Source organism: Streptomyces sp. NPDC024687, from assembly GCF_055559055.1.
Genome location: NZ_JBVHLJ010000007.1, coordinates 349,231 through 374,713, shown reverse-complemented (window position 1 = coordinate 374,713; position 25,483 = coordinate 349,231). Strand labels below are relative to the sequence as shown.

Sequence of the window (25,483 nt, the reverse complement as noted above, 5' to 3'; positions counted from 1 at the left end):
GACGTCGATCACGGTCCGGCCCGGCCCGGTCCACCGAGGCCGCCGGCGACTCGTGCCCCGCCGCCCAAACGTTGCCCCGCAGCGCACCAGCGCTTCCCGGCCGAAAGCCGGATCTGGTTGCCCTCCAGGCCACGCAAGGCCACTGGCGGCCGACGTCGATCACGGTCCGGCCCGGCCCGGTCCACCGAGGCCGCCGGCGACTCGTGCCCCGCCGCCCAAACGTTGCCCCGCAGCGCACCAGCGCTTCCCAGCCGGAAGCTGGGTCTGATCGCCCCTACCCGGCCCGGTCCACCAAGGCCGGAGGTGGCTCGTCGTCCATTTCGAAGGCCATCGGGAAGGGGGCGTGGCCGGCCAGGCGGAACCAGCGGACCTTGCGGTGCTGGCGCAGGCGGCGGGCGGCGCCCACGGCGTCGTTGTGGAAGCGGCGGGCCATGGGGACCCGGCGTACCGCCTCGGTGAGTTCATGGGCGGCCGCCTCTCCACCGGGCACCTCGCGCACCGCCTCCACCTGGGCGGGCTCCGCGAACACGGCCCTCAGCGCCTGGCTCAGGTCGCTCTCGGCGACCTCCCGCTGCTCCTCCTCCGCCTGCCGCGCGGCGTGCGCTGCCTCGTACAGGACGATCGACGCGGCCGGATCGAGCACGCCCGAGGTGGCCAGCTCCTGGGTCACGGAGGCCCGGCGGAGCAACTGCGCGTCCAGGCCCGCGCGCGTGGCGTCGATCCTGGCGTGCAGCCGGTCGAGACGGCCCGCGGTCCAGCTCAGATAAAGGCCGATCGCGACCAGCGCGACGAGAATCCAGATGAGGGTGGGAGTCACGGGCAGCAAGGCTATCGGGGCGGGTCGGCGCGGGAAGCGGCAGCCGCCGCGGAGCCGTGCCCGGCTGTCCGACCGGTCCGCGCTGCCGAGGGCCGGTGAACCGGTGCCGTGATCCGCTCACCGACTCCGGCCCTGCCCGGCCCCGAGGTCGGCGATCAGTCGCGGGCGAGCCTCAGCCGTGCCCGCAGCCCCCACCCCCGGTCGTCGTCCGCCGCCGCCACCGCCGCCGCGCCCGACGTCACCGTCTCGTAGACCGACAGGATGTCCGCCCCGACGGTCGACCAGTCGAACCGGCGGACGTGCGCGCTGCCGCGCTCGCGCAGTTCGGACAGCCGCGCTGGGTCGCCGAGCAGCCGTACCGCCGCCTCGGCGAGCGCGTTCGCGTCCTCGTTGGCGAAGAGCTCGCCCGCCGCGCCCTGGTCCAGAACCTGGGCGAAGGCGTCGAGGTCGGAGGCGAGCACCGGCGCGCCCGCCGACATGGCCTCGACCAGGATGATCCCGAAGCTCTCGCCGCCGGTGTTGGGGGCGACGTACAGGTCGACGCTGCGCAGGAAGCGGGCCTTGTCCGCGTCGCTGACCATGCCGAGGAACTCCACGCGCGCGCGCAGCTCCTCGGGAAGCGACTCCACCGCCTCCTCCTCGTCGCCGCGCCCGGCGACCAGCAGCCGGGTCCGCGGGCGCTCGGCGAGGATCTTCGGCAGGGCCTTCATCAGCACCGGCAGGCCCTTGCGGGGTTCGTCGATACGGCCCATGAAGCCGATCGTGTCGCCCTGCCACTCGGGCTTGGCCTCGGCCCTGGCGAAGAAGTCGACGTCCACGCCGTTGGGGATCACCACCGCGTCGCCGCCGAGGTGTTCGACGAGCGTGCGGCGGGCGTACTCGCTGACGGCGATCCGGGCGCTGATCTTCTCCAGGGCGGCCTGGAGGATCGAGTACGCGGCGACCATGACCCGGGAGCGCGGGTTCGAGGTGTGGAAGGTCGCGACGATCGGTCCCGAAGCGATCCAGCAGGTCAGCAGGCCGAGCGACGGCGAGGACGGCTCATGGATGTGCACCACGTCGAACTCGCCGTCGTGCAACCAGCGGCGCACCCGTGCCGCCGAGAGGAAACCGAAGCTCAGACGGGCCACCGAGCCGTTGTACGGCACCGGGACCGCGCGGCCGGCCGAGACGACGTACGGCGGCAGCGGGGTGTCGTCGTCGGCCGGGGCGAGGACGGACACCTCGTGGCCGAGGCGGATGAAGTACTCGGCGAGATCGCGGATGTGGAACTGGACGCCACCGGGTACGTCCCAGGAGTACGGGCAGACGATGCCGATTCTCACGGGCGCGCCCCGTCCGACGGCCGGGGCTCGAGGTCCTTCAGCCACAAGCGCTGCAGCATGTGCCAGTCCTCCGGATGGTCGGCGATCCCGGTGGCGAAGGCATCGGCCAGCGCCTGTGCCATGACAGACGTCTTTTCGGCCCGCGTACCTGTCTCGGGCACCTCGACCGAGGGATGCACCCGGCCCTGCATGACGGGCGAGTCGTCGTACCAGAGAGTCACCGGCAGCAGCAGCGCGCCCGTCTGCTGGGCCAGCAGGGCCGGGCCCGCGGGGATACGGGTCGCCTCGCCGAAGAACCGGACCTCGACCCCGGACGACGACAGGTCGCGCTCGGCGACCAGGCAGACCAGGCCGCCGTCACGCAGGCGCCTGGCCAGCGTGCCGAAGGCGGTGCCGCCGCTGTGCGGGAGCACCTCCATGCCCAGGCCCTCGCGGTAGGCGACGAAACGGTCGTAGAGCGTCTCCGGCTTGAGCCGTTCGGCGACCGTGGTGAACGGTGTCTCCAGCTCGGTGGTGACCCAGGCGCCGGCGAGGTCCCAGTTGGCCATGTGCGGCAGCGCGAGGATGACGCCCTTGCCGGCGGCGAGCCCGTCGGTGAGGTGGTGCAGGCCCTTGGGATGGAAGCCGCTCTTGATGCGGTCCTTGCTCCAGGCGGGCAGCCGGAAGGACTCCATCCAGTAGCGCAGGTACGAGCGCATGCCCGCGCGCGAGAGTGCGGCGAGGCGCTCCGGGCTCGCGTCGGGGAGCACGCGCGCGTAGTTGCTCTCCAGCCGGAGCACGCCCTTGCCGCGCCGTTTCCAGGCCAGGTCGGCGATGCTCCGGCCGAGGCGTACGGCGACCGGCTCGGGGAGCTTCTTCACCACGCCCCAGCCGAGGCCGTACAGCGAGTCCGTCAGCCGGTCCTGGGCGCTCACTTCGCGGCCTCGCTCCCCTGCTCCCGGGACTCCCCGGCAGCCGGACCGGGGGCGGAGGGCTCGTCCGCGGTCTGCACGGCCTCCGCGACCTGCACCGCCTCCGCGACCTGCTCGGCCTGCTCGGCCTCCGCGGACTCCCGGCGGACCGTGACGACCCGCTGGATCAGCGTGATCAGGCTGCCGACGGCCACGATCCACAGGGCGATCGGCAGCAGGTACTGGATGCCGGGCACGCCGAACTTGTGCAGGCCCGCGAGGCCCGCCAGGGTCAGGGCGATCACCAGGCGTTCGGCGCGCTCGACGAGGCCGTTGACGGCGACCGGCAGCCCGATCGACTCGCCGCGGGCCTTCGTGTACGACACCACCTGGCCGCTGGCCAGGCAGAAGATGGAGACCGCGCACAGGGTGAGGTCGTCGCCGCCCCCGGCGTACCAGAGGGCGAAGCCGCCGAAGATCGCGCCGTCGGCGACGCGGTCGAGCGTGGAGTCCAGGAAGGCGCCCCAGCGGCTGGAGCGGCCGAGCTGGCGGGCCATGTTGCCGTCGACGAGGTCGGAGAACACGAACAGCGTGATCACGACCGTGCCCCAGAAGAACTCGCCCATGGGGTAGAAGACCAGCGCGCCCGCGACCACTCCGGCGGTGCCGAGGAGTGTGACCGTGTCGGGGCTGACGCCCCTTCTGATCAGAAACGAGGCGAACGGCGTGAGAACACGCGTGAAGAAAGCACGCGCGTACTTGTTCAGCATGGCCTTCCCGAGGGTCGGTTTCGCCGCGCGGCCCCTGCTGGCCACCGGCTGGCCCATCGTAGCCACGCGCGCGCGTGGGTGACGGCCGGGCACCCGTAGCCGTGTCACGTGCGCGCGGCATCCAGGTCACCGGGCGATCGCGTCCGTCGTATGGACGCACCGTGACGGGAGTGGAAAGCTCGAAGGACCGCGGGCGTCACCGGAGCCGCACCGCACGCGGGTCCGCATGTCCGCGCCCACAGAGACCTCACCGTGCACGGGAGGCAAGGCCATGGGCGACAAGGCGAACGCACACCCCGGAGCCGCCGGCAGGGCAACAGCGGCCGACCACCCCGCGTCCGTACGGAATGTGGTGCTGGTCGGCCACTCCGGATCGGGCAAGACGACATTGGTGGAAGCTCTCGCGCTCACCGCGGGAGCAGTGAACCGGGCGGGCCGCGTGGAGGACGGCGGCACCGTCTCGGACTACGACGAGATCGAGCACCGGCAGCAACGCTCGGTACAGCTCTCCCTGGTGCCCGTCGAATGGGACGGGTACAAGATCAATCTTCTGGACACCCCCGGATACGCCGACTTCGTCGGGGAACTCAGGGCCGGTCTGCGAGCGGCGGACGCGGCTCTTTTCGTCGTCTCGGCCTCGGACGGGGTGGACGGCTCCACGCGCATGGTGTGGGAGGAGTGCGCGGCCGTCGGAATGCCCCGGGCGATCGTCATCACGCGTCTGGAGGCCGCGCGGGCGGACTTCGAGGAGATGACGCGGATCTGCGCGCAGGCCTTCGGCGGCGACGACCCCGACGCCGTACTCCCGCTCTACCTCCCGCTGCGCGGCCCGCAGGGGCCCGACGGGCACGCACCCGTGACGGGGCTGACCGGACTGCTGTCGCAGCAGTTGTTCGACTACTCGTCCGGGGAGCGCAAGGAGTCCGAGCCGGGCGAGGACCTGCTGCCGGGGATCGAGGAGGCCCGCAACCGGCTGATCGAGGGGATCATCTCGGAGAGCGAGGACGAGACCCTCATGGACCGCTATCTGGGCGGCGAGGAGATCGACTTCAAGACGCTCGTGCAGGACCTGGAGCGGGCCGTCGCGCGCGGGGTGTTCCATCCGGTCCTGGCCGCCGCCCCGGCCGCCGACGGTGCCAGGCAGGGGCTCGGCACGGTCGAGCTGCTGGAGCTGATCACGGGCGGCTTCCCGACACCGTTCGAGCACCCCACGCCGGGCGTGACGACCATCGACGGCAAGCCGCGTGAGATCAAGGCGTGCGACACCGAGGGGCCGCTGGTGGCGGAGGTCGTGAAGACGGCGTCCGACCCGTACGTCGGCCGGATCTCGCTGGTGCGGGTCTTCTCCGGGACGCTGCGTCCGGACGTGACGGTCCATGTCTCCGGGCACGGGCTCGCCGACCGCGGGCACGAGGACCACGACGTCGACGAACGCATCGGCGCGCTGTCCGCTCCCTTCGGCAAGCAGCAGCGCTCGCTGTCGCACTGCATCGCGGGCGACCTCGCGTGCGTGGCCAAGCTCAGCCGCGCGGAGACCGGCGACACCCTCTCCGCCAAGGACGACCCGCTGCTCATGGAGCCGTGGGAGATGCCGGACCCGCTGCTGCCGCTCGCCATCCAGGCGCACAGCAAGGCGGACGAGGACAAGCTCTCGCAGGGCCTGGCCCGGCTGGTCGCCGAGGATCCGACCATGCGGCTCGAACAGAACCAGGACACCCACCAGGTCGTCCTGTGGTGCCTGGGCGAGGCGCACGCCGATGTGGCACTGGAGCGGCTGCGCAGCCGCTACGGCGTGCAGGTGGACGTCGTACCGCACCGGGTCTCCCTGCGTGAGACGTTCGCCGACAGGTCGACCGGGCGCGGGCGTCATGTGAAGCAGTCCGGCGGGCACGGGCAGTTCGCCATCTGCGAGATCGAGGTGGAGCCACTGCCCGGCGGCTCGGGCATCGAGTTCGTGGACAAGGTCGTCGGCGGCGCGGTACCGCGGCAGTTCATCCCGTCCGTCGAGAAGGGCGTACGGGCGCAGGCGGCCAAGGGGGTCGCCACCGGCCATCAGCTCATCGATGTCCGGGTGACGCTGCTGGACGGCAAGGCGCACTCCGTGGACTCCTCGGACGCCGCGTTCCAGACGGCCGGGGCGCTGGCCCTCAGGGAGGCGGCGGGCGACGCGAGGATCCATCTGCTGGAGCCGGTCGCCGAGGTGTCCGTGCTGGTCGGCGACGACTACGTGGGCGCCGTGATGAGCGACCTGTCGGGGCGGCGCGGCCGGGTGTTGGGCACCGAGCAGACCAACGGCGGGCGCACGCTCATCAAGGCCGAGGTGCCCGAGATCGAGATCGGCCGGTACGCGGTCGACCTCCGGTCCCTGTCGCACGGCACCGCGCGTTTCAGCCGCTCCTACGCGCGGCACGAACCCATGCCGCCGCAGATCGCCGAGAGGATCCGTGAAGAGGCGCGGGTCGCCTCGTAGTTGGGTCCGGACGCCGCACAAGTGGCGTCCGGGGCCCCTCGGGTGACGTTTGTGGAACGCTCCCCTCCGAATCGGCGGGCGGCTTCGGCCGTCCGCCGATTAATGTCAGCGCGTACGGATACGCTGATGACCTGATCAACAGGTGTGCGAAGCAAGGAAGTCGGGAAAGCCGCAGTGGGTGAGTCCGGCGGCGATCGGGGGCGGGAATGACCGTTGACGGCGGTTACGCGGACATCTTCGGTCCGCAGGTGCCGCGCACGGGCGACGAGGCGCAGACGGCGACGTTCGCTCTGGCCTCGGCGGCCTATCGGGACAATCCGGTGGAGGAGATCCTCAAGGCCAACAACGAATGGCACCAGTCGGCCGTCAAGGGCGGCCGCAGGTGGGCGAAGATCTTCCGCCCCAACCTGGGTGAGGCGTTCTCCACGGCCGTGATCACCCGCATGCTCGGCGTGGGCCGCAAGCCCCTCATCCAGTCCTTCGGCGCCGAGCCGCAGGTCGTGGTCGAGCACTGTCTCGCGGCGAACAACATCCGGCGGGACCGCGACAACTGGCTGACCGCCGTGATGGTGCTGTGCGGTGTGCTCTTCCTGCCGGGGCTCCTCGTCTGGCTGATGGTCTTCATACTGCGCACCAACATCGCCAGGCGTGAGGACAAGCAGGCCGGCGCGTTCGCCACGGCGCTGCTCGTCGCGATGGGCGCGCTCGCGGTGCTCTTCCTGATCAAGATGCCGTTCTCCGGCTTCTGGGGCTTGTACGCACGCGCGTGCGTGGCCCTGCCCGTGGTCGGCTGGTTCTGGGCCAAGCAGATCTGCGAGCGCACCGCGAGGGATCTGCGGGAGCGCTGGGCCAGTCTGCTGGCGGGCAGCAGCGTCGGCGCGAAGGTGCCCGAGGCGGTGCCGAGCAACCCCGGCGAGACCGCGGCCGAGCAGTTGCGCCAGTCCCTGGCCACGCTCAGCGCCGAACAGCAGTCCAACTCGGTCTTCTACGCCGGTCCCAAGGGGATACTCGGCATGGGCACCCGGTGGGGCAGCTGGCAGTTGGCCGAGGACCTGGTGTCCGCCGACCCGACCCGGGAGATCCACCCCTTCCGCAGCTGGGACGTCATCCGCTCCATCCACGACCAGTTGCGCATGCTGGAACGCAACACGATCAACACCGGCGGCTTCCCGAAGCCGTCCGTGCGCCACTGGATCGTCACGCCGATCGCGGAGGGCGCGAAGGAGGTGTCCCGGCCGGGGGGCACGGACGTGGACGCCTACCAGGTCAAGACCCACGCGATACAGGACATCTGCAACAAGCAGCAGTTCGGCGGCGGCGACCGGCACTACCTGGGCGTCCAGTGGACCCTGTGGGAGGGGCAGCTGGTCCTGACCATGCTGATCACGGTGACCGTGCTGCACGAGACGCTGCGCATCGAGGTCACCGGGCACGCCCTGGGGCCGGTGCACGGACTGTTCACCACGAAGCCGGCGGCCAAGGAGAAGGAAGTCGCCAAGCAGGTCAAGTTCTGGGAGACCAAGAAGATCAAGCTGCCGCTGGTCGACGCGGACGAGGTGGTCCGTCTCACCGCCCGGGCGCCGCTGACCCGGTTTCCACCGCTGCTCAACTGGCTGGGCGGCTCGCTGGCCCTGCCCGAGCCGTTCGGTCTGCGGCACGCCTGGGCGGACAAGCCGTGGCGGCACCGCTTCATGGCCGACGACGCGTTGCGCGCCGCGACCCCGGTCCTGCGGGTCGTGCACGCGGCGGCGATCCGGGTGCTGCGGGACAACGGCGTGGACACCAAGGAGTTCGGCACGCGGGCGGGCTTCCTGAGCACGCAGGTGCAGGACGTCGCGCCGCAGAAGGCGGATCTCTACGACGCGTAGAGGCGCGTACGGGTGAGGGGGCCGCGGACCGGCGGCCCCCGTGTCACTGCTCGGCGGGCCAGGCCTCCGCCAGCATCTTGCGGGTGTCGCCCAGCAGCTGCGGCAGCACCTTCGTGTGGCCGACGACCGGCATGAAGTTCGTGTCGCCGCCCCAGCGCGGGACGATGTGCTGGTGGAGGTGGGCGGCGATGCCGGCGCCGGCGACGGTCCCCTGGTTCATGCCGATGTTGAAGCCGTGCGCCCCGGAGGCCGTACGCAGGGCCGTCATCGCCTGCTTGGTCAGCGCGGCCAGCTCGGCGGTCTCCGGTTCGGTGAGGTCGGTGTAGTCGGCCACATGACGGTAGGGCACGACCATCAGGTGGCCGCCGGTGTAGGGGTAGAGGTTGAGCACCGCGTACACCAGCCGTCCGCGCCGGACGATCAGACCGTCCTCGTCGGACTTGGCCGGAATCGAGCAGAAGGGGCAGCCGTCGTCGGCACCCGGGCCGGTCGGCTTGTTCTCGCCCTGGATGTAGGCCATCCGGTGGGGGGTCCACAGACGCTGGAACGCGTCCTGCGTCCCCACTCCCAACTGCTGCTCCGGCTCACTCGTCATGCAAAGCAGCATATTGCTTCGCCCGTTCGCGCCGTGTCGGCGGGGTTGTGCGAAAAGCAGCCCGGGCCAAGCTGAGCAGGTGGACGACGACAGCGGCACGCGCCCCGACGGCAACGGGCACGAGACCGACGGCAACGACGCGCGCAGGGCCGACGGCTCCGACGCGCGCGAGGCGCACGGTTCCGACGCAAGCAGGGCCCACGGTTCCGACGCAAACTTGGCCCACGGCACCGGCGAGAACGAAGGCCACGACACCGACGCGCGCAAGACCCACAGCACCGGCGACCACCAGGGCCACGGCACACCAGGTCACGAGAGCCACGGCACCGACGAACCCGAGGCCCACGGCACCCGATCCCAGCACACCCACGGCCCACCGGACCGCCCGCCCCGCGACACCGCCCACCACCAGGGCCACGGCACCGGCGCCCCCCGGCCCCACCGCGCCACCCACCCCGGAGACGCCGGCACCGGGCAAATCGACACCGCCTCCCACCGGGCGGCCCGCTGGGAGCAGCGCAGCGAGATCCCCCTCGCCGTCGCCTCCCTGGCCTTCCTCGCCGCGTACGCGCTCCAGGTCCTGGCCCACGGTCTCCCCGATGCCGCGCTCGACCTCTGCCTCGCGGTGACGCTGGCCGCCTGGGCGCTGTTCGCCGTCGACTACGCGGTGCGCTGGCGCCTCAGCGGGCAGCGGCTGGGCTTCGTACGGACGCACGTGCTGGACACCGTGGTACTGCTCCTGCCGCTGTTGCGGCCGCTCCGGGTGGTCAAGATGTACGAGGCCGTGCAGCGCCGGCACGGACGGCCCCGGCTCGCCCTGCACGCGCGCGTGATCGTGTACGCCGGTCTGGCGGCCCTTCTGCTGGGCTTCACCGGTGCCCTCGCCGTCTACCAGCAGGAGCACCACGCGCCCGGTGCGACCATCCGCACCTTCGGCGACGCCGTCTGGTGGACGTGCGCCACCCTCGCCACCGTCGGCTACGGCGATGTCGTACCGGTCACCCCGCTCGGGCGGCTGATCGCGGTCGGGGTGATGGCCATCGGGCTGGCCCTGCTCGGCGCGGTGACGGGCACCTTCGCCTCCTGGCTGCTCGAGGTGTTCGCGCGGGAGGACGACGGGAGGCCCCCGGGAAGCTGAGCTTCCCGGGGGCCTCTCGCACAACAGGCGTCAGACCTGCGCCCGCTCCTCCACGACCTTCACGATCTTCGCGATGGCCTCGTCGAACGGGATGCCGTTCTCCTGCGAGCCGTCGCGGTAGCGGAAGGAGACCGAGCCGCCCGACATGTCCTCGTCGCCCGCGATGACCATGAAGGGCACCTTCTGCTTCTGGGCGTTGCGGATCTTCTTCTGCATCCGGTCCGAGGAGGAGTCCACCTCGATGCGCAGCCCCTTCTCCTTGGCGGCCGCGGCGAACTTCTCCAGGTACTCGACGTGCGCGTCGCCGATCGGGATGCCGACCGCCTGGACCGGGGCCAGCCAGGCCGGGAAGGCGCCCGCGTAGTGCTCCAGGAGCACCGCGAAGAACCGCTCGATGGAGCCGAACAGGGCCCGGTGGATCATGACCGGGCGCTGCTTGGAGCCGTCCGGCGAGGTGTACTCCAGCTCGAAGCGCTCCGGCAGGTTGAAGTCCAGCTGGATCGTCGACATCTGCCAGGTCCGGCCGATCGCGTCCTTGGTCTGGACGGAGATCTTCGGTCCGTAGAAGGCGGCGCCGCCCGGGTCGGGCACGAGCGGGAGGCCCTGCTTCTCCGCCACCTGCCGCAGCGTCTCCGTGGCCTCGTCCCAGGCCTCGTCCGAGCCGACGAACTTCTCCGGGTCCTTGGTGGACAGCTCCAGGTAGAAGTCGGTCAGGCCGTAGTCGCGCAGCAGGCCGAGGACGAAGGTGAGCGTCTTGTCGAGCTCCTCCGACATCTGCTCACGGGTGCAGTAGATGTGCGCGTCGTCCTGCGTGAAGCCACGCGCACGCGTGAGGCCGTGCACGACGCCCGACTTCTCGTACCGGTACACGGTCCCGAACTCGAAGAGGCGCAGCGGCAGTTCGCGGTAGGAGCGGCCGCGCGCGTCGAAGATCAGGTTGTGCATCGGGCAGTTCATGGGCTTGAGGTAGTAGTCCACGCCCTCGTCGAGCTGCATGGGCGGGTACATGCCGTCGGCGTACCAGTCCAGGTGGCCCGACTGCTCGAAGAGCTTCCCCTTCGTCGCGTGCGGGGTGTAGACGAACTCGTAGCCCTCCTCCTCGTGACGGCGGCGTGAGTAGTCCTCCATCACCCGGCGGATGATGCCGCCCTTGGGGTGGAAGACGGCGAGGCCGGAGCCGATCTGCTCCGGGATGGAGAACAGGTCGAGCTCGCTGCCCAGCTTGCGGTGGTCGCGCTTCTCGGCCTCGGCGAGGAAGTCGAGGTGCGCCTTCAGCTCGTCCTTGGTCGGCCACGCGGTGCCGTAGATGCGCTGGAGCATCGGGTTCTTCTCGCTGCCGCGCCAGTAGGCGGCCGCGTTGCGCATCAGCTTGAACGCGGGGATCGCACGGGTCGACGGCAGGTGGGGACCGCGGCACAGGTCCTTCCAGCACAGGTCGCCGGTCTTGGCGTCGAGGTTGTCGTAGATCGTCAGCTCGCCGGAGCCGACCTCGACGTCCGCGCCGTCGTCGGAGGACGCGGAGCCCTTGAGACCGATCAGCTCCAGCTTGTACGGCTCGTTCGACAGCTCCTCACGGGCCGCCTCGTCGGTCACCACACGACGGCTGAAACGCTGACCGCGCTTCTGGATCTCCTGCATCTTCTTCTCGATGGCCTTGAGATCCTCGGGCGTGAACGGCTTCTCGACGTCGAAGTCGTAGTAGAAGCCGTCCTTGACCGGCGGGCCGATGCCCAGCTTGGCCTCGGGGAAGAGCTCCTGCACGGCCTGCGCCATCACGTGCGCGGTGGAGTGGCGCAGGATGTTGAGACCGTCCTCGGAGGAGATCTCGACGCCCTCGACCTCCTCGCCCTCGGACAGGACGTACGCGAGGTCCCTGAGCTCGCCCCCCACGCGCGCGGCGACAATCGAGCGCTCGCCGGCGAAGAGCTCGGCGGCCGTAGTGCCCGTCGTCACCACGCGCTCTTCCCGCTCGGAATCGCGATGGATGATCACACGGACGTCTGACACCGGTCTCTCCTGACTGAAGGTGGGTGCGGCGCCATACCGGGAGCGCGCGCAATAGGGGATCGTACCGACCCGGCACCCACCAGCGCGAAATCAGTCCCCTGCGCGGGACTCCTCGAAGGGCTCCTCGCCCGACCCTTCGCAGGCCTCCTCGAAGAAGTCGAGATTCTCCTGGAGGGACTTCATCAGCCGATCCCGCTCGGCCTCGTCCACCTGCACGGGCACCACGCCCGTGGCCCCGGTGAGCCGGCGGAAGCCGCCGCGGCTCTCCAGCCTGCCGTGCACCCGGACCGGAAGTCCGACGAGGTGGGCGTGCCCGGCGATCCGGTACGCCTCCTCGTCCAGGGTCAGCCGGACGTGCGGTATCTCGGCGCCGGCGATCACCCGCAGCCGTACCGATCCGTCGCCGCGCGGCCCGGACCTGCGCATCCGCACGACCGTGCCGGTGATCCGCACCGCGACGGAGGGCTCCTCGCTCAGGAAGCGGGCCCCGGCCTCGCGCAGTACGGACAGGTCGCCCGGCGAGAACTCCACGGCCTCGGCGGAGGCCGCGCATCCGTCGGGGACCCCGGCCGCGGGCGCCCACTCGACGGCGATGCGCGCGCCCTCCGTGCCGCGTACGAGGGCGATCAGCGCCTCGGTGAGCTCACGGCTGACCCCTGCCTCCACGGCGCCGTCGAAGGCGTCCATGCCCCCGGTGGCCCGCCGGTAGTCGATGGCCTCGCGGGTGGCGTGGAGCGCCTGGTGGAGGCGGACGGCGAGGGGGCGGCCGGTGCCGACGGGCACGAAGGCGGTGAGTCGGCGCCCACCGGCTGCGGAGCCGACGAGGACGTTTTCCAGGGACGCGGCTGCCGTACGTCGATAACGGGCGCCGTAGTAGCCGGCACGCGCGCGTGTGGCGAGGGCGCCGGCGAGCAGGGTCTGGCGGGCGGCGGCGCGCAGTTGCTCCTCGACGGTCCAGGGCGTGGTGTCGGCGGGGCCGGTCGGGACGTCCCGCCACCAGCGGACCTCGTCGCTGGGCACGGCGAGGCCGACGAGCACCTCGCGCGCGGAGGGCGTGCCGCTGCGGGACAGGGCGACGAGGGCCTCGCCGAGGAGGTCCTCACTGTCGGGGAAGGCGCGGCTCTCGGGCACGAGCAGGCTGGTTCCGCCGCCGCCCGGTCCTGGTGGCGTCCAGCGGCCGTAGCGCCCGGGGGCGCCGCCGCGCCGCTGCCAGCCGTGGCGGTGCAGCAGGGCGCTCAGGACGGCCGGGTCGACCTCGTCGGGCGTCGGTGAACGGTCCCAGTGGGCCTCCGGGTGGGGGGGTACCGCACGCAGTGGCTCCTGGAGCGGGCGGTGGGTCATGGTCTGCCTCCCGTCCCGACGCGCGTCATGATCTCGCACAGCGCCCGGTCGTCGAAGATGCGGTTGGTGGGGATCCGCACGGTGGTCCGGTTCCGGCCGGTGATGGGGTGGCCGGCGAGGTTGACCCAGTAGCAGCAGTGCCTGAGGTCCAGTCGGTCGTGGCCGGCACGCAGCCAGTCGTCCTGGGTTCGCGGCACGAGCATCACCACCAGGATCTTGTGGACCGACACCGGGGTGCGGGCGAGTTTGCGCAGGTGGTCGTTGTCGAGCGTGAAGGAGAAGAAGCGGCCGGGAGGGTTGGGCGCGACCTGGTAGGTGCATTTGAGCTGCACCTTGATGGTGACCTCGTCGTCGACGGTGTGTCCGGGCGAGCCGTGGCTGACGTGCCAGTCGATGCCGTTGTCCGGAAAGGGTTGCGACAACGAGCAGCCGGCCGCCGCCGCGACGGCGTGCAGATAGCCCACCTGCAGTGTCTCCATGCAGGCGGTGGTGGCGAGTGTCCCGCGAAGGGGGCCCATGCGTTCGGGCAGCAGCCCGCCCCGCTCGGGCTGCGCTATCGCCATGACCAACAGCCTTCCAAGCCAAGTGACATGCCCTCACAAGGGCCACATGAATCCCACACCGGGCCGCTGAACTGCAAAGACCCTCACTCCTGTTGTGTCCTTCCGGCGTACGTCGCAAACAGCCCGGGTATCACCAAACGGGGCAGAAGACGGTGCGTCAGCTGCCGTGGGTGAACGAGGGGTTGAGAAGGTATGACGTGCTGGTACGAAGGGCCCCTGGCCGCTTTCGACACCGAGACCACCGGCGTGGACGTCGAGACCGACCGGATCGTGTCGGCCGCCGTCGTCGTCCAGGACGCCGCGGGCACCCGGCCGCGGGTGAGCCGGTGGCTGGTCAACCCGGGTGTGCCGGTGCCCGCCGGGGCGACGGAGGTGCACGGGCTGACGGAGGAACACCTCCAGCTCAACGGCCGCTGGCCGGCGCCGGTGATGTTCGAGATAGCCGAGACGCTGGCGGAGCAGGCGGCCGCCGGCCGTCCGCTGGTGGTGATGAACGCGCCGTTCGATCTGACGATCCTGGACCGGGAGTTGCGCCGCCACCGCGCCTCGTCGCTGGACCGCTGGCTGGATTCCTCGCCGCTGCTGGTGCTGGATCCGCGGGTCCTCGACAAGCACCTGGACCGCTACCGCAAGGGCCGCCGCACCCTCACCGACCTGTGCGAGCACTACGGTGTCGCTCTGGACGGCGCGCATGATGCCGCGGCCGACGCACAGGCCGCGCTGGATGTCGTACGGGCGGTCGGGCGCCGTTTCGCCGCCCGGCTGGAGCGGCTGGAACCGCCGGAGCTGCACAATCTGCAGGCGGTGTGGCACGCGGCCCAGGCGCGGGGCCTGCAGGCCTGGTTCGCGCGCAGCGGTTCGGAGGAGTCGGTGGATCCTGCCTGGCCGCTGCGCCCCGATCTGCCGGCGGCGGCGTGACCGGGCATGAAGAAAGCCGACCCGTCTGAGACGGACCGGCTTTTCCCGGTGGGCGATACTGGGTTCGAACCAGTGACCTCTTCGGTGTGAACGAAGCGCTCTCCCACTGAGCTAATCGCCCGGGAACGCACTGAACAATACAGGTCCCCGCGGGTTTCCTTCAAACCCCTTCCAGGTAGGCGGCCAGCCCCCGCCGCCCGGCGCGCATCATCACCCGGTGGTTGGCCAGGAAGACCGGCCGTCCGGGCACGGCGAAGCGCCGGAGCAGCGGCTTGCGCACCTCGGTGAACTGGTCGTAGCGGGCGAGGCTGCCGTCGCCGTCCGCGGTGATCGTCCAGCGCGCCCAGCCGTCGAGGTCCCCGCTCATCGCGATCTCCAGCACCCCGGCCGCCGGGTCGCGTCGCACCTCGCGCGCGATGAACTCGAGGTCGTACGGCAGCACGGCGCGGATCGTGATCACGCCGGTGGTGTCGTCGAGCCTTCGCACCTCGCGCACCTGGGGCCACCAGCGGGGATAGTCCTCGGCGCGTTCCAGTGCGTCGTAGACGACGGCGGGCTTCGCGGGCAGGGACCACAGGCTGCGGAAGCGGTATCGGGTCCAGTCCATGGGGAGAGTCTGGCATCGGATCCGAGTACGTTTTGAGTACCCGTACTCATGTCGCGCCGCGTGACCCAGCCCACACTTCAGGGCATGACGCACATCCCGCCCCCGGCCGAGGAGCTGCGGCTCCTCGACGCCGAGCTGTGGCAACTGGACGCCCGCCGAGCCCAGTTGCTGGCCCGACGCGCTTGGCTGGTCGCCGCGCTCCAGCAGAACTGGCAGCCGAAGTGGCAACCGCCGCAGCCGACCGGACCGACGCCCGCCGCATCTCCTCGCCCCGAGGCGAGCCCGCCGAGCGTGCAGAACGTGCTCCTGGTGCTCGGCGGTGTCCTGCTCACCGTGGCGGCGATGGTGTTCACGCTGGTCAGCTGGGGTCACCTGGGGATCGCCGGCCGGGCTCTGGTGCTCGGCGCGGTCACGGTGGCCGCGCTCTCCGCGCCGCTCCCGCTGCTGAAGCGCGGGCTGCGCTCGACGGCCGAGTCGGTGGCGGGCCTGGGGCTGGCACTGACGGTCCTGGACGCGGTCGCGCTGCACGGGGCCGTGTTCCCGGAGACCCCGGGGGCGCCGTACACGGCGGTCGTCTCGGCCCTTCTGGCGGGACTCTGGTCGGCGTACGGCCTCCTGCCGCCCGTGTCCGCGCTGCGCCTGCCCCTCCCGGCCGCCCTGGTCGCGGCCCAACTCCCGCTGTTCTTCTGGGCGATCGCGGCCGACGCGGGCCCGTACGGGCTCACGGCCGCGATCCTGGTGACGGCCGGGTTCGACACCCTCGTGGCGCTCCGGACGGCGTCCAGGTCCCTGCGTGTGGTCGCCGCGATCGGCGCGTACGGGTTGGGCGGCCTGGGCGTACTGGCCGCCGGCTGGCTGTCCTGGGCAGCCTCCGGCCCGAGCGCCGCCGCCCGTGCGGCGGCGCTCCTTCTCCTCGCGAGCGCGATCGCGCTGGCCGCCGCGTGGCAGGGCGGTCGTACGGCAGCGGGGGCGAAGGGGCAGGCGCTCGGGCTCGCCCTGATTTCCGGACTCCTCGTGGTGGTCGCGCTCGGCGGCACGGCACGGTCCCTGCTGCCCGAGCTGTGGACCGCCCCGGCCCATCTGGCCTTCGGCATCGCCCTGTTGGCGGCCGTCCGGCTGGGCCGGCTGCCGGAGGCGGTACGACGGGGTCTGGCCTGGGCCTCCGGGGCCGTACAGGCGCTGGCCCTGCTGTGGGCCCTGCCCGTCGTCGGTGTCGTGGTGCTGGGCCCGCTCGCCTGGGCCTCGCGGGCGTGGACCGGTGCCCCGTCGGACGCCCGCACGGCGGTGACCGTGGACGTGGCCTGGCCGCCCCACTCGGAGGCGGTGCCGGTGGTCCTGGCAGCGGTCGCGGCCGTGCTCGCCCTGGCGGTACGGAACACGGCTTGGCGCCCCAGGGCCACGGCAGGCGCACTGGGCGTGGCCTGGGCCACGGCACTCATCCTCCCCGCCGTGCTCGAACTCCCCTACGACGCAGGCCTGTTGATCCAGGGCGCCGCGACCGCCGGGGCCCTGACGGCGGCGATGTTCCTGCGGCAGCACGTCACGGCCCTCGTCCTCGCGCTGGTCTCTTCCGCGAGCCTGGCCTTCCTGGCCCTCGCCTCCCAGACCGCGACCCTGGTCGTGCTCTGCGGACTGATCGCCCTCTTCACGGCAGCCTCCTGGCGTCTCGCCCCCTTCACCGCCCCGGCCGCCCTCGCCTACGGTGCCGCACTCGCCGTCGCGACCGGTGCCGCCGCCGACTGGTCGCCGCCACACACCGCTCTGCTGGTCCTGGTGGTCCCCGCGGCCGCGGCTCTGCTCGCGTGGCGACTCGGCGACCCGAGGGCCACCGTGCCGGTGGAGGCGGCCGGAGCGGCGACCGGGCTGCTCGCCGTCGCGCTGGCAGCCACCGACCTGCCCCTGCTCGCCACGGTCCTGGCCCTGTGCGGAGTGATCACCGCGGGCACGGCGATCCGTACGGACCGTCGCGCAGTCGGCTACGCGGCCGCGGCCCTGTTCCTCGCGGCCACCTGGGTCCGCCTGGCGGCCTGGGCCGTGGACACCCCGGAGGCCTACACGCTCCCGGTCACGATTCCCGCTCTGCTGGTCGGCGCCCTGCGCCACCGCCGCGACCCGCGGACCTCGTCCTGGACGGCGTACGCCCCCGGCCTGGCCGCCACTCTCGTGCCGAGCCTCTTCGCGGCCTGGGGCGACCCCCACTGGACGCGCCCCCTACTGCTCGGCCTGGCGGCCCTGGTGGTCACCCTGGCGGGCGCCCGTCACCACCTCCAGGCCCCGCTCCTGCTGGGCGGCGCGGTACTGCTCCTGGACGCCCTGCACGAACTGGCCCCGTACCTCGTCCAGGTGACCGACGCACTCCCCCGCTGGGTGCCCCCGGCCCTGGTCGGCCTCCTTCTCCTGGCCCTGGGAGCGACGTACGAACAACGCCTGAGGGATGCCCGACGAGTGCGGAGCATCCTGACCAAGATGCACTGAAGCGCCCCTTCAGGGGCGCGGGGAACTGCGCGACCAGCCACAACGGGCCCGCAGTTCCCCACGAACCGTTACGGCATCTTGTCCCCGAGAAGCGCCAGGTTCTCGATGGCGGCCAAGCCGTACAGCGCGGTGTCGTTGGTCGCCACCCAGGCCGCCTCACTGCCCGCGACCAAGGACACCGGCCCGCTCAACGCCTCCGTCTTCCAGGGCGCCGACTCCTTGTACCCGTCGGAGTTGTAGAACTTGTCCCACGCGCGAGCGGCCAGCTTCGCGTCCCCGGTCTTCACGGCCGCGTACGCGTCCAGCCGCGAGTGTCCCTGGAACAGCAGCAGTGATCCGAAGTTGGATCCGTACCGCGCCGCCTGCTCGGCCTTGGTCGCGTTGAAGTAGCGGCAGTAGTCGAAGTACGCCTCGTTGAACTTCGGCATGTCGACGAGGTCGATGAGCTCGGCGCACAGCTCGTTGAGACCGAACACGGCGGACAGATGCGAGACCCCGACGACCGGGGTGGAGGCCACCGCGAACTTGCCGGTGTCGAGGTCGTACAGCCCGCTGCCCTGCACGAACCCGTTGGGCTGGGCGGCGATGCCCTCCATCGTGGACAGCACGCGCGCCTTGGCCTTCTCCCACTTCGGCCCCTTGCGCTCCCACTCGGTCAGCCAGGCCGAGACCAGCCCGCTCCAGTCGGTGCCGAAGCCGACCGACAGGGCGTGCCGGTCGGGCGTGTAGGGGTCGGTGCGGACCTTGCGCAGCGGGTCGAGCACGAGGAACGTCTCGTCGGAGTCGACGTTGGCGTGCATGAGGTCGCCGACCCGCTCGTCCGCGGTGAGGAAGTAGTAGTAGCGCCGGTACGTCGTGTTGGCGATGCGCTGCTGCTTGGCACTGTCGGCGTAGTGCTGCACCCCGTGCCGGGTGCCGAGTCCGGCCCACTGCCCCAGGTGGTAGACGTCGACCTCGCCGGTGTGCCGGGTCATCGCCTCGGCGAACCGGAAGATGTCCGCGCGACCCGACCTGATGTACGCGAACCACAGCCACAGGTCCGGCGAGAGCTCGGAGTTGTCCCAGGCGTAGCCGCCGATGTCGTACCGCCACTGATGCCTGACGGTGTCATAGGTGTGCATGATGTCGCCGTAGTCCCAGAAGCCGTACCAACGGCGCTGCTCCACCTGGCCCTTGTAGTAGGTGAAGAGGAAGTCGAGGTGGTCCTCGATCTTCGCCTTGGCGGGCGTGGACCGGTCGGGCTCGGAGTAGAGGCCCGGCCCGAAGACCTTCGCCTTGATGAGCTGCTTGGGCGGGGCGGCGAGCTGCGGCAACACCCGTACGGCCTCGACCTGTTGGGCCAGGGTCTCCGGGGACGGCGTCGACTCGTTGGCCCAGAAAAGCAGTTCCGAGGTGCGGGCGATGCCGTAGGGGGTGCCGAACTCCGGCTCGTAGTCCTCGTAGGTGATGTTGAGGCCCTCGAGCTGCTCGGCGAAGGTGTCCTGGCCCATGCCGTCGTGGTAGAAGCGCAGGTCCATGGGCTGGGCCTCGGGCGACCAGAGCCAGAGGGTGACCTCGGCCTCGTCGGTCTGGGCGTCGCGGATGTCGAGCTGCGAGGGGTGCCGCTCCCAGAAGTCCCTGAGGCCGAAGGAGAATCCGCCGCTCGCGCCACCGACGTAGCCGAACCCGGAGGCCCGCCTGCCGCCGCCGGCGCCGATCCAGCCGTGCCCCTTCTTGGTGCGCTTGCGCACGGTGAAGCCGTCGGCGGAGAGCTGGGAGAGGGTGTAGTCGCCCCACTCGGGGATGTACTGGAGCCGGGTGGTGACCCGCTGGTCCCAGGTGGCGGGGTGGGGCAGCTTCTTGCCCGCGTACTGCGCCTCCTGCACGGCGATGCCGGGGTCGCGGCGCAGCCCGGTGATGCCCTTGACGGCCTCGCGCAGCAGACCGGTGCCCTCGCCGCCGATGCGGATGTGGCGGTCGTAGGACTGGTCGCGCATCGGCACGGTGAAGCGGACGCCGAGGCCGCGGATGAAGTCGCCGCTCGCCTTGCCGGGCTCCTGGGTGCCGTCGTAGGTGATGGTGTGCACCATGCGGAAGGAGTCGGCGCCCGCGTAGAAGTAGAGGCGGATGGAGAACGGCAGCCAGCTCCGGCTGCCCTTGCGGTGCTTGCCGTCGATCTTGACGACCGCGCGGACCGGCCCCGACTGCTCGACGGTGACCTCGGAGATGGCCCCTTCGAAGCGCTCGGTCCTGACCGAGCCCTGGTCCTCGTCCTCGATCTCGGGCTGGCGGATCAGCACGAGCCGCCCGTTCTTGGCGATCTCGGTCGACCCGCGGGTGACGGACTTGATGAGGGTGGCGCCCGACTTCCCGATCTTCGCGGTGATGACACCGGTGGAGATGGTGATCGTGCCGCCGCTCTTGTCGACGGTGACCTTCTTGTCGGGTACGGCGGCGTCACCGGCGCTCAGCGACAGCTTGCCGTTGCCCGAACTGACCGCGTGAGCGGTCCACTTGAGCGAGCCGTCGGGCCAGTAGGCGATCGGCCAGGACTGCACCGGCACGGCCTTGCCGTCGGCGTCCTGGACCGCGAACTTCTGGCCCTCCCGGTAGACGCCCCTGGGCCAGGGGACACCGACGGTGGAGCCGGGTGCGGCACCGAGACCGCCGTCCTCCAGCCAGTCCAGGGTCACGGGAGAGTCGTCGGCCTCGGCGGCTCTGGGCGCGGCCTGCGCGTCCTTGTTCCCTAGCGCCCAGCTGAACTGCGCGGCGGCACCGGCGACGGCGGCTGCTTTGAGGATGGACCTGCGGGGGATGGGGGACATGACCGTTCCTTTCCATGGACAGGTTGGTCAGGGGCATGACAGAGAGAGGTGCGACGCCGAGGGTGCCGACCTGGTGACGAGGGCGCCGCCCGTCAGCGGCGCCGGTAGCGCTCCTCCACGGCGACGGCCGCCGCCGCGACGGCCCCGAGGACCGGGACCGCCAGCGGCGCGAGGAACCCCGCGGACAGGGCCACGACGGCGAGGCCGGCGACGATCAGGAAGGACCCGGCGGGGTCGCGCAGGGTCCGGCGTACGGCGTCCGCGAGCAGCGCCCGCCAGGAGACGCCCGGTGTCCAGACCGCCGCCGCACGCAGCCCGGCCACCGCGAGGCCGATCAGCGCGAACAGTCCGACGGCCCCGACCAGCGGGCCGCCGGGGATCCCGGCCCGCGCGGCCTGGACGTCCACCCAGACCGCGGCTGCCGCGACCCACCCGGCGACCCCGACGAGCCACCCGCGGCGCACCGCCGCACGGAAGTCCGTGACGAACTCCCGCCAGCCGCCGCCCTCGTGACCCGTGCGCCGCCGCAGATGCCGGGCGCCGGCGGCGAAGGCGGCGGGGTAGGTGACGAGACCGAGACAGGCCACCGCGATCCACACACCGGTGAGCAGGGACTCGGCGAAGAGCGCGAAGCGCTCGCCGCCGAACACGGATGCCCTGCGGGCCTTCACACGTGCTTGCGCCATGCTGACCGCCTCACTTCAGTCCGGACGTCGCCATGCCGTCGATGAGGTAGCGCTGGAAGGCCATGAAGAAGGCGATGACCGGCACCAGCGCCACCAGCGACATCGCGATCATGCTCCCGTAGTTGGAGATGCCCTCCTGGTCGCGGAACATCATCAGGCCGAGCGAGACGGTGTACTTGTCCGGGGTGTTGAGGTAGATCAACGGGCCCATGAAGTCGTTCCACGCGTTGATGAAGGTGAAGATCGCGCTGGTGATGAGGGCCGGGCGGCACAGTGGCAGCACGATGGACCAGTAGGTCCTGAAGTGCCCGCAGCCGTCGAGCTTGGCGGCCTCGTCCAGCTCGCGCGGCAGCCCGCGCATGAACTGCACCATCAGGAAGACGAAGAACGCCTCCGTCGCCAGGAACTTGCCGGCCACGAGCGGCACCAGGGTGTCGGTGAGCTCCAGCTTGCGGAACATCACGTACTGCGGGATGAGCAGCACGTGGTACGGCAGCAGCAGGGTGCCGATCATCAGCGTGAACAGCAGGTTCCGCCCGGCGAACCGGATCTTGGCGAAGGCGTACGCGGTCAGCGAGCTGGAGAGCACGACACCGGCGACGGCGAGTCCCGCGTACATCAGCGAGTTCGTGAAGAACGTACCGATGGAGATGCCGGAGATGCCGTCGGCGAGCCCGGAGAAGTTCGCCCAGACCGGCTTGGCGGGCAGCAGGTCGATGCTGGCGATGATGTCCTTGCTCGGCTTGAACGAGGCCCCGAGGACCCAGATCACCGGGTACAGGACGACCGCGAGGACGGCGAGGGCGCCCACGTGCCAGGCGAGGGAACCGGTGCGCCGCCGCTCGTTGGCGGTGCGCGCCGCGGGGGTGCTGACAGTGGTCACTTGGCGGCCTCCTCGTAGTGCACCCACTTCTTCTGCGACCAGAACAGGACCGCCGTGACCAGCGCCACCGCGACCACCAGCGACCAGGCCATCGCGGAGGCGAAGCCCATCTGGGCCTCCTTGAAGCCCTTCTGGTAGAGGTAACAGGTGTAGACGAGGGTGGCGTCGGCCGGCCCGCACTGGGTGTTGGAGACCACGTACGCGGACCCGAACACCTGGAACGCGTGGATGGACTCCAGCAGCACGTTGAAGAACAGCACCGGGGAGATCATCGGCAGCGTGATGTTCCAGAACCGCCGCAGTGGACCGGCCCCGTCCATCTCGGCGGCCTCGTACAGCTCCTGCGGAACCTGCTTGAGACCGGCGAGGAAGATGACCATCGGCGCGCCGAACTGCCAGATGCTCAGCGCCACCAGTGCGTAGAGGACATAGTCCGGGTTGCCGATCCAGCCACCCACGTTCAGCCCGAAGACCTTCTGCGTGCGGTCCACGATCGCGTCGTCCGAGAACAGCGCCCGCCACACGAAGCCGACGGAGACGCTGGCGCCGATGAGTGAGGGCATGTAGAACGCGGCCCGGTACACCCCCTGCCCGCGCCGCTTCTGGGCGAGCAGCAGCGCGACACCGAGCGCGAGCAGCAGCTTCAGCGGTGTGGCCACGACGACGTACTTCAGCGTGACCTCGACCGACTTCTGCCAGCGCGGGTCCTGGAACATCGTCGTGAAGTTGTCGAAGCCCACCCATTCGGGCGGGGTGAAGAGGTTGTAGCGGGTGAACGCGTAGTACAGCGACGCGATCATCGGTCCCGCGGTGAGCACCAGGAATCCCGCGATCCACGGCGACATGAAGAGATAGCCGGCGATGTTCTCGCGGCGCCGCCCGCGTCGCCCGGCGGCAGGAGCGGCGGGCCGCTTCTTCGCCGGGCGCACGGGCGCTTCCTTGACGAGCGTCATGGTGGTACGTCCCCTCAGCCCGCGAACGCGGCCTTGGCCTCGCTGAACAGCGCCTTGGCGGCGTCGGCCGGCTTGGTCTTGCCCTGGGAGACCTCGCCGCCGATCCGCAGGAACGCCGCCTCGATGACGTCGGCGCCGGACGGGTGCGGGGTGATCTCCCCGAGCACGCCGGCCTTGGCGACCTCTTCCTCGTACGCCTTGACGCCCTTGTTCTGGGCGTCGGTGGGCGTGAACGCGTCGTACTGCTCGGTCGTGGAGAGGATGCCGCGGTCGTAGCCCATGATCTTGCCGACCTCGGGGTCGTGGACCATGAAGGAGATGAACTGGGCGGCTTCCTTGGGGTGCTTGGTCCCGGAGAAGGCGCTGAGCATCAGCGAGCCGAGGTACTGGCCGGTGTGCTTGCCGTCCGTCGTGGGAATCGGCGCGAGTCCGTAGTCCGACTCGCCCTCGCCCTCGTAGCGGATGGAGAAGTTGTCCCAGGTGAACTCGGAGGCGGCGAGCCCGGCCGACAGACCCGACTTGGGCTGGACCTGCTCGATCTTCTTGGGGTCGGCGACAAGCCCGGACTTCACGCGCTTGTACGCGTCCGTCCACCACTGCGTCAGATCGTCCTCGGTGAAACCGAGATCGGAGTCGGTGAAGAACGCCTTGCCGTTCTGGCGCAGATACAGGTCGTACAGGTACATGATGCCGTGGTAACCGGTGTCACCGGCGATCTTCAATTTGTCCTGGACCGTCTGGAGCGCGGCGAAGTACTCGTCCCAGGTCCAGCCGAACTTCGGCTCCACGCCCGCTTTCTTGAAGGCCTTGAGGTCGATGACGAGCGCCATGGTGTTGGCGCCGACGGGTATGCCGATCTGCTTGCCGTCGACCTGACCGTTCGCCAGAACGCCGTTGCGGAAGTTGTCCAGGCTCAGATTCCCGGAGTCCGCCTGCGACTTGAGATCGAGCAGAACACCGCGCTTGTCGTACTTCCGCAGGAAGCCGATCGCATTCTGGAATACGTCCGGCGGATTCCCACCGGAGGCCTGGGTCTGGAACTTCTCCCAGAACGCCTGATAGTCGGTGAATTCAGGCTTGATCTTGATCTTCGGGTACTTCTTCTCGAAGAGCGCGATCGTCTTCTTGATGGCGATGGTGCGCGGCTCGCCACCCCACCACGCGTAACGGAGTGTGACCGTTCCGTCTCCGGAGCTGCCACTGTCACCACCGCATCCCGTCGTCGCGGCCAGCCCCAGCGTCGCCGCTGTCGCCCCCGCCGCCTTCAGGATCGTTCGCCTCTCAACATTCCTGCTGGTTCCCACAGTCGGTCCCCTCCCCGCAGCGTCGCCGCACGCATGAATCGTTTCAAGTAAGCGCTTGCTGGCACAAGCTACGGAGGCCCCGGAGGCGCGTCAATGATTCGGACAGGAATTTATTGTGAGTGCGGTGAGAGACCGGAGCGCCTCCAACCACCGGGAGGTACGGGGGAACTGACGATGCCCCAGGTGAGAGACGGGGGGTCGACCGATCGAACACCGCGCAGGCTGTCCTGCGACGTCGACGGGCGGCCGAAAAAGGACGGGCCCCGGCACGGGCCTCAGTGGACCGTCACGCGAAGCGGAGTCGGAGCCCCCGGCCTTCGGATCGGTGCGCGCACACGCCGACGGCCCGTCCGCGATCTCGCAGACGGGCCGTCGGTCCGGGTGGGCGATACTGGGTTCGAACCAGTGACCTCTTCGGTGTGAACGAAGCGCTCTCCCACTGAGCTAATCGCCCGGACGCAGGAAGAACATTACCCCATGTCAGGGGGTGCCTGTGACCAGCGGTGACAGGCCGGGCACCCCCTCGCGGCTCACTGGTCCTTGATGTTCCAGGGCATCTCGAAGCCGAACTTCCAGAGGTAGACGCCGAGGACGGCGGCGATGATCACCAGGCCGACCGAGGTCAGGATGATGTTGCGGCGGCGCGCCTTGGGATCGAGGGCGCGCTGGGCTGCTTCGGTCACCTTGCGTTTGGTCCAGCGGAGCACGAGCTGGGCCCAGACGAACTCGGTCGCCCAGATCGCCATACCGCCGAAGATCACGACCCAGCCGGGCCCTGGCAGCGGCAGCATGATGATGCCGGCCACCACGACCGCCAGGCCGATGACGAAGACCAGGACCTGCCAGCTCAGGTGCAGCAGCCGCCGAGACTTGATGAATTCCGGCGCCTTGGAGCCGAGCCCCTGCTCGTCGTGCGCCTTGTCCGACTTCTCGCCGCTCTGCTCATCACGTGCCACGGCGACCTCGCGCGGCTCGTCACTCCCCGTATTCATACAGCCGAACCCTACCGGAGAGAAACCGGTCACTGGAATGGTCGTACCTCCCCAAGAGGTCATCGGCCGGAAGAGTT

General features: G+C 70.5%; 20 protein-coding genes and 2 tRNA genes. 5 read left to right on the top strand and 17 right to left on the bottom strand.

Annotated features, from left to right (window positions below; genetic code table 11):
* Nucleotides 1-274 precede the first annotated feature (274 nt).
* From ACZ39I_RS28225 to pgsA, 4 genes are all read right to left on the bottom strand, one after another.
* On the bottom strand, nucleotides 275-817 hold the full coding sequence (locus ACZ39I_RS28225; protein ID WP_467247431.1) for a LemA family protein: 543 nt from the start codon (nucleotides 815-817) through the stop codon (nucleotides 275-277).
* 155 nt (nucleotides 818-972) lie between these two features.
* Nucleotides 973-2,142 (bottom strand): glycosyltransferase family 4 protein, encoded by a 1,170-nt coding sequence (locus ACZ39I_RS28220; protein WP_467247430.1) that lies wholly within the window; start codon nucleotides 2,140-2,142, stop codon nucleotides 973-975.
* Nucleotides 2,139-3,056, bottom strand: coding sequence for a phosphatidylinositol mannoside acyltransferase (locus tag ACZ39I_RS28215; RefSeq protein WP_467247428.1), 918 nt, complete (start codon nucleotides 3,054-3,056; stop codon nucleotides 2,139-2,141). The genes ACZ39I_RS28220 and ACZ39I_RS28215 overlap by 4 nt, the downstream gene beginning before the upstream one ends.
* Nucleotides 3,053-3,859 carry a phosphatidylinositol phosphate synthase gene (gene pgsA / locus ACZ39I_RS28210; RefSeq protein WP_467247602.1) on the bottom strand — a complete coding sequence of 269 codons (807 nt, stop codon included), beginning with the start codon at nucleotides 3,857-3,859 and terminating at the stop codon, nucleotides 3,053-3,055. Before pgsA ends, ACZ39I_RS28215 begins: the two co-directional genes overlap by 4 nt.
* 214 nt (nucleotides 3,860-4,073) lie before the next feature.
* On the opposite strand from pgsA, the gene ACZ39I_RS28205 reads away from it, so the two are divergent.
* Together ACZ39I_RS28205 and ACZ39I_RS28200 are read left to right on the top strand one after the other, a co-directional pair.
* Nucleotides 4,074-6,272, top strand: coding sequence for an elongation factor G-like protein EF-G2 (locus tag ACZ39I_RS28205; RefSeq protein WP_467247426.1), 2,199 nt, complete (start codon nucleotides 4,074-4,076; stop codon nucleotides 6,270-6,272).
* A 206-nt stretch (nucleotides 6,273-6,478) separates the two neighbouring features.
* Nucleotides 6,479-8,140: a hypothetical protein gene (locus ACZ39I_RS28200; protein WP_352390003.1), complete on the top strand. Its 1,662-nt coding sequence runs from the start codon at nucleotides 6,479-6,481 to the stop codon at nucleotides 8,138-8,140.
* Between the two features lie 43 nt (nucleotides 8,141-8,183).
* Here ACZ39I_RS28200 and ACZ39I_RS28195 read toward each other — a convergent pair whose 3' ends face one another.
* The gene (locus ACZ39I_RS28195) at nucleotides 8,184-8,747 is read right to left on the bottom strand and encodes an HIT family protein (protein ID WP_467247424.1); all 564 of its coding nucleotides are present in this window, start codon (nucleotides 8,745-8,747) and stop codon (nucleotides 8,184-8,186) included.
* 466 nt (nucleotides 8,748-9,213) lie between these two features.
* On the opposite strand from ACZ39I_RS28195, the gene ACZ39I_RS28190 reads away from it, so the two are divergent.
* Nucleotides 9,214-9,873 (top strand): potassium channel family protein, encoded by a 660-nt coding sequence (locus ACZ39I_RS28190; protein WP_467247601.1) that lies wholly within the window; start codon nucleotides 9,214-9,216, stop codon nucleotides 9,871-9,873.
* Nucleotides 9,874-9,903: 30 nt separating this feature from the next.
* On the opposite strand, the gene thrS is transcribed toward ACZ39I_RS28190, so the two are convergent.
* From thrS to ACZ39I_RS28175, 3 genes are all read right to left on the bottom strand, one after another.
* The gene (gene thrS, locus ACZ39I_RS28185; RefSeq protein ID WP_467247422.1) at nucleotides 9,904-11,880 is read right to left on the bottom strand and encodes a threonine--tRNA ligase; all 1,977 of its coding nucleotides are present in this window, start codon (nucleotides 11,878-11,880) and stop codon (nucleotides 9,904-9,906) included.
* Nucleotides 11,881-11,970: 90 nt separating this feature from the next.
* Nucleotides 11,971-13,221 carry a hypothetical protein gene (locus ACZ39I_RS28180; RefSeq protein ID WP_467247420.1) on the bottom strand — a complete coding sequence of 417 codons (1,251 nt, stop codon included), beginning with the start codon at nucleotides 13,219-13,221 and terminating at the stop codon, nucleotides 11,971-11,973.
* A complete protein-coding gene (locus tag ACZ39I_RS28175; protein ID WP_467247418.1) occupies nucleotides 13,218-13,784 on the bottom strand; it encodes a DUF4365 domain-containing protein in 567 nt (188 codons plus the stop codon). The genes ACZ39I_RS28180 and ACZ39I_RS28175 overlap by 4 nt, the downstream gene beginning before the upstream one ends.
* A gap of 192 nt (nucleotides 13,785-13,976) precedes the next feature.
* Here ACZ39I_RS28175 and ACZ39I_RS28170 point away from each other — a divergent pair, with 192 nt between their 5' ends.
* Nucleotides 13,977-14,702: a 3'-5' exonuclease gene (locus ACZ39I_RS28170; RefSeq protein WP_403658706.1), complete on the top strand. Its 726-nt coding sequence runs from the start codon at nucleotides 13,977-13,979 to the stop codon at nucleotides 14,700-14,702.
* Nucleotides 14,703-14,751: 49 nt separating this feature from the next.
* Here the strand turns inward: ACZ39I_RS28170 and ACZ39I_RS28165 are convergent.
* Nucleotides 14,752-14,823, bottom strand: a tRNA-Val gene (locus tag ACZ39I_RS28165).
* 39 nt (nucleotides 14,824-14,862) lie between these two features.
* Complete coding sequence (locus tag ACZ39I_RS28160; RefSeq protein ID WP_467247416.1) at nucleotides 14,863-15,309, bottom strand: SRPBCC family protein; 447 nt, start codon at nucleotides 15,307-15,309, stop codon at nucleotides 14,863-14,865.
* Between the two features lie 84 nt (nucleotides 15,310-15,393).
* On the opposite strand from ACZ39I_RS28160, the gene ACZ39I_RS28155 reads away from it, so the two are divergent.
* A complete protein-coding gene (locus ACZ39I_RS28155; RefSeq protein WP_467247414.1) occupies nucleotides 15,394-17,784 on the top strand; it encodes an SCO7613 C-terminal domain-containing membrane protein in 2,391 nt (796 codons plus the stop codon).
* Nucleotides 17,785-17,852: 68 nt separating this feature from the next.
* Here ACZ39I_RS28155 and ACZ39I_RS28150 read toward each other — a convergent pair whose 3' ends face one another.
* The 7 genes from ACZ39I_RS28150 to ACZ39I_RS28120 all read right to left on the bottom strand — a co-directional run bounded on the left by ACZ39I_RS28150 (nucleotide 17,853) and on the right by ACZ39I_RS28120 (nucleotide 25,406).
* Nucleotides 17,853-20,588, bottom strand: a complete 2,736-nt coding sequence (locus tag ACZ39I_RS28150) for an exo-rhamnogalacturonan lyase family protein (RefSeq protein ID WP_467247412.1) — start codon at nucleotides 20,586-20,588, stop codon at nucleotides 17,853-17,855.
* Nucleotides 20,589-20,680: 92 nt separating this feature from the next.
* Entirely contained in the window at nucleotides 20,681-21,274 is a 594-nt protein-coding gene (locus ACZ39I_RS28145; RefSeq protein WP_467247410.1) for a hypothetical protein, read from the bottom strand.
* Nucleotides 21,275-21,284: 10 nt separating this feature from the next.
* Nucleotides 21,285-22,157, bottom strand: a complete 873-nt coding sequence (locus ACZ39I_RS28140) for a carbohydrate ABC transporter permease (RefSeq protein ID WP_467247409.1) — start codon at nucleotides 22,155-22,157, stop codon at nucleotides 21,285-21,287.
* Nucleotides 22,154-23,110, bottom strand: a complete 957-nt coding sequence (locus tag ACZ39I_RS28135) for a carbohydrate ABC transporter permease (protein WP_467247408.1) — start codon at nucleotides 23,108-23,110, stop codon at nucleotides 22,154-22,156. Before ACZ39I_RS28135 ends, ACZ39I_RS28140 begins: the two co-directional genes overlap by 4 nt.
* A 14-nt stretch (nucleotides 23,111-23,124) precedes the next feature.
* A complete protein-coding gene (locus ACZ39I_RS28130) occupies nucleotides 23,125-24,414 on the bottom strand; it encodes an extracellular solute-binding protein (RefSeq protein ID WP_467247407.1) in 1,290 nt (429 codons plus the stop codon).
* A 382-nt stretch (nucleotides 24,415-24,796) separates the two neighbouring features.
* Nucleotides 24,797-24,868 (bottom strand) — tRNA-Val (locus ACZ39I_RS28125).
* Between the two features lie 76 nt (nucleotides 24,869-24,944).
* Entirely contained in the window at nucleotides 24,945-25,406 is a 462-nt protein-coding gene (locus ACZ39I_RS28120; RefSeq protein ID WP_467247406.1) for a TIGR02611 family protein, read from the bottom strand.
* Nucleotides 25,407-25,483: the final 77 nt, after the last annotated feature.

Bases quoted from the DNA above. Each gene is read 5' to 3' on its own strand.
- pgsA (WP_467247602.1), bottom strand. From the start codon at position 3,859: ATGGGCCAGCCGGTGGCCAGCAGGGGCCGCGCGGCGAAACCGACCCTC.
- ACZ39I_RS28195 (WP_467247424.1), bottom strand. From the start codon at position 8,747: ATGCTGCTTTGCATGACGAGTGAGCCGGAGCAGCAGTTGGGAGTGGGG.
- ACZ39I_RS28145 (WP_467247410.1), bottom strand. From the start codon at position 21,274: ATGGCGCAAGCACGTGTGAAGGCCCGCAGGGCATCCGTGTTCGGCGGC.
- ACZ39I_RS28175 (WP_467247418.1), bottom strand. From the start codon at position 13,784: ATGGCGATAGCGCAGCCCGAGCGGGGCGGGCTGCTGCCCGAACGCATG.
- ACZ39I_RS28135 (WP_467247408.1), bottom strand. From the start codon at position 23,110: ATGACGCTCGTCAAGGAAGCGCCCGTGCGCCCGGCGAAGAAGCGGCCC.
- ACZ39I_RS28170 (WP_403658706.1), top strand. From the start codon at position 13,977: ATGACGTGCTGGTACGAAGGGCCCCTGGCCGCTTTCGACACCGAGACC.
- ACZ39I_RS28205 (WP_467247426.1), top strand. From the start codon at position 4,074: ATGGGCGACAAGGCGAACGCACACCCCGGAGCCGCCGGCAGGGCAACA.
- ACZ39I_RS28150 (WP_467247412.1), bottom strand. From the start codon at position 20,588: ATGTCCCCCATCCCCCGCAGGTCCATCCTCAAAGCAGCCGCCGTCGCC.
- ACZ39I_RS28120 (WP_467247406.1), bottom strand. From the start codon at position 25,406: ATGAATACGGGGAGTGACGAGCCGCGCGAGGTCGCCGTGGCACGTGAT.
- ACZ39I_RS28160 (WP_467247416.1), bottom strand. From the start codon at position 15,309: ATGGACTGGACCCGATACCGCTTCCGCAGCCTGTGGTCCCTGCCCGCG.
- ACZ39I_RS28180 (WP_467247420.1), bottom strand. From the start codon at position 13,221: ATGACCCACCGCCCGCTCCAGGAGCCACTGCGTGCGGTACCCCCCCAC.
- ACZ39I_RS28200 (WP_352390003.1), top strand. From the start codon at position 6,479: ATGACCGTTGACGGCGGTTACGCGGACATCTTCGGTCCGCAGGTGCCG.
- ACZ39I_RS28155 (WP_467247414.1), top strand. From the start codon at position 15,394: ATGACGCACATCCCGCCCCCGGCCGAGGAGCTGCGGCTCCTCGACGCC.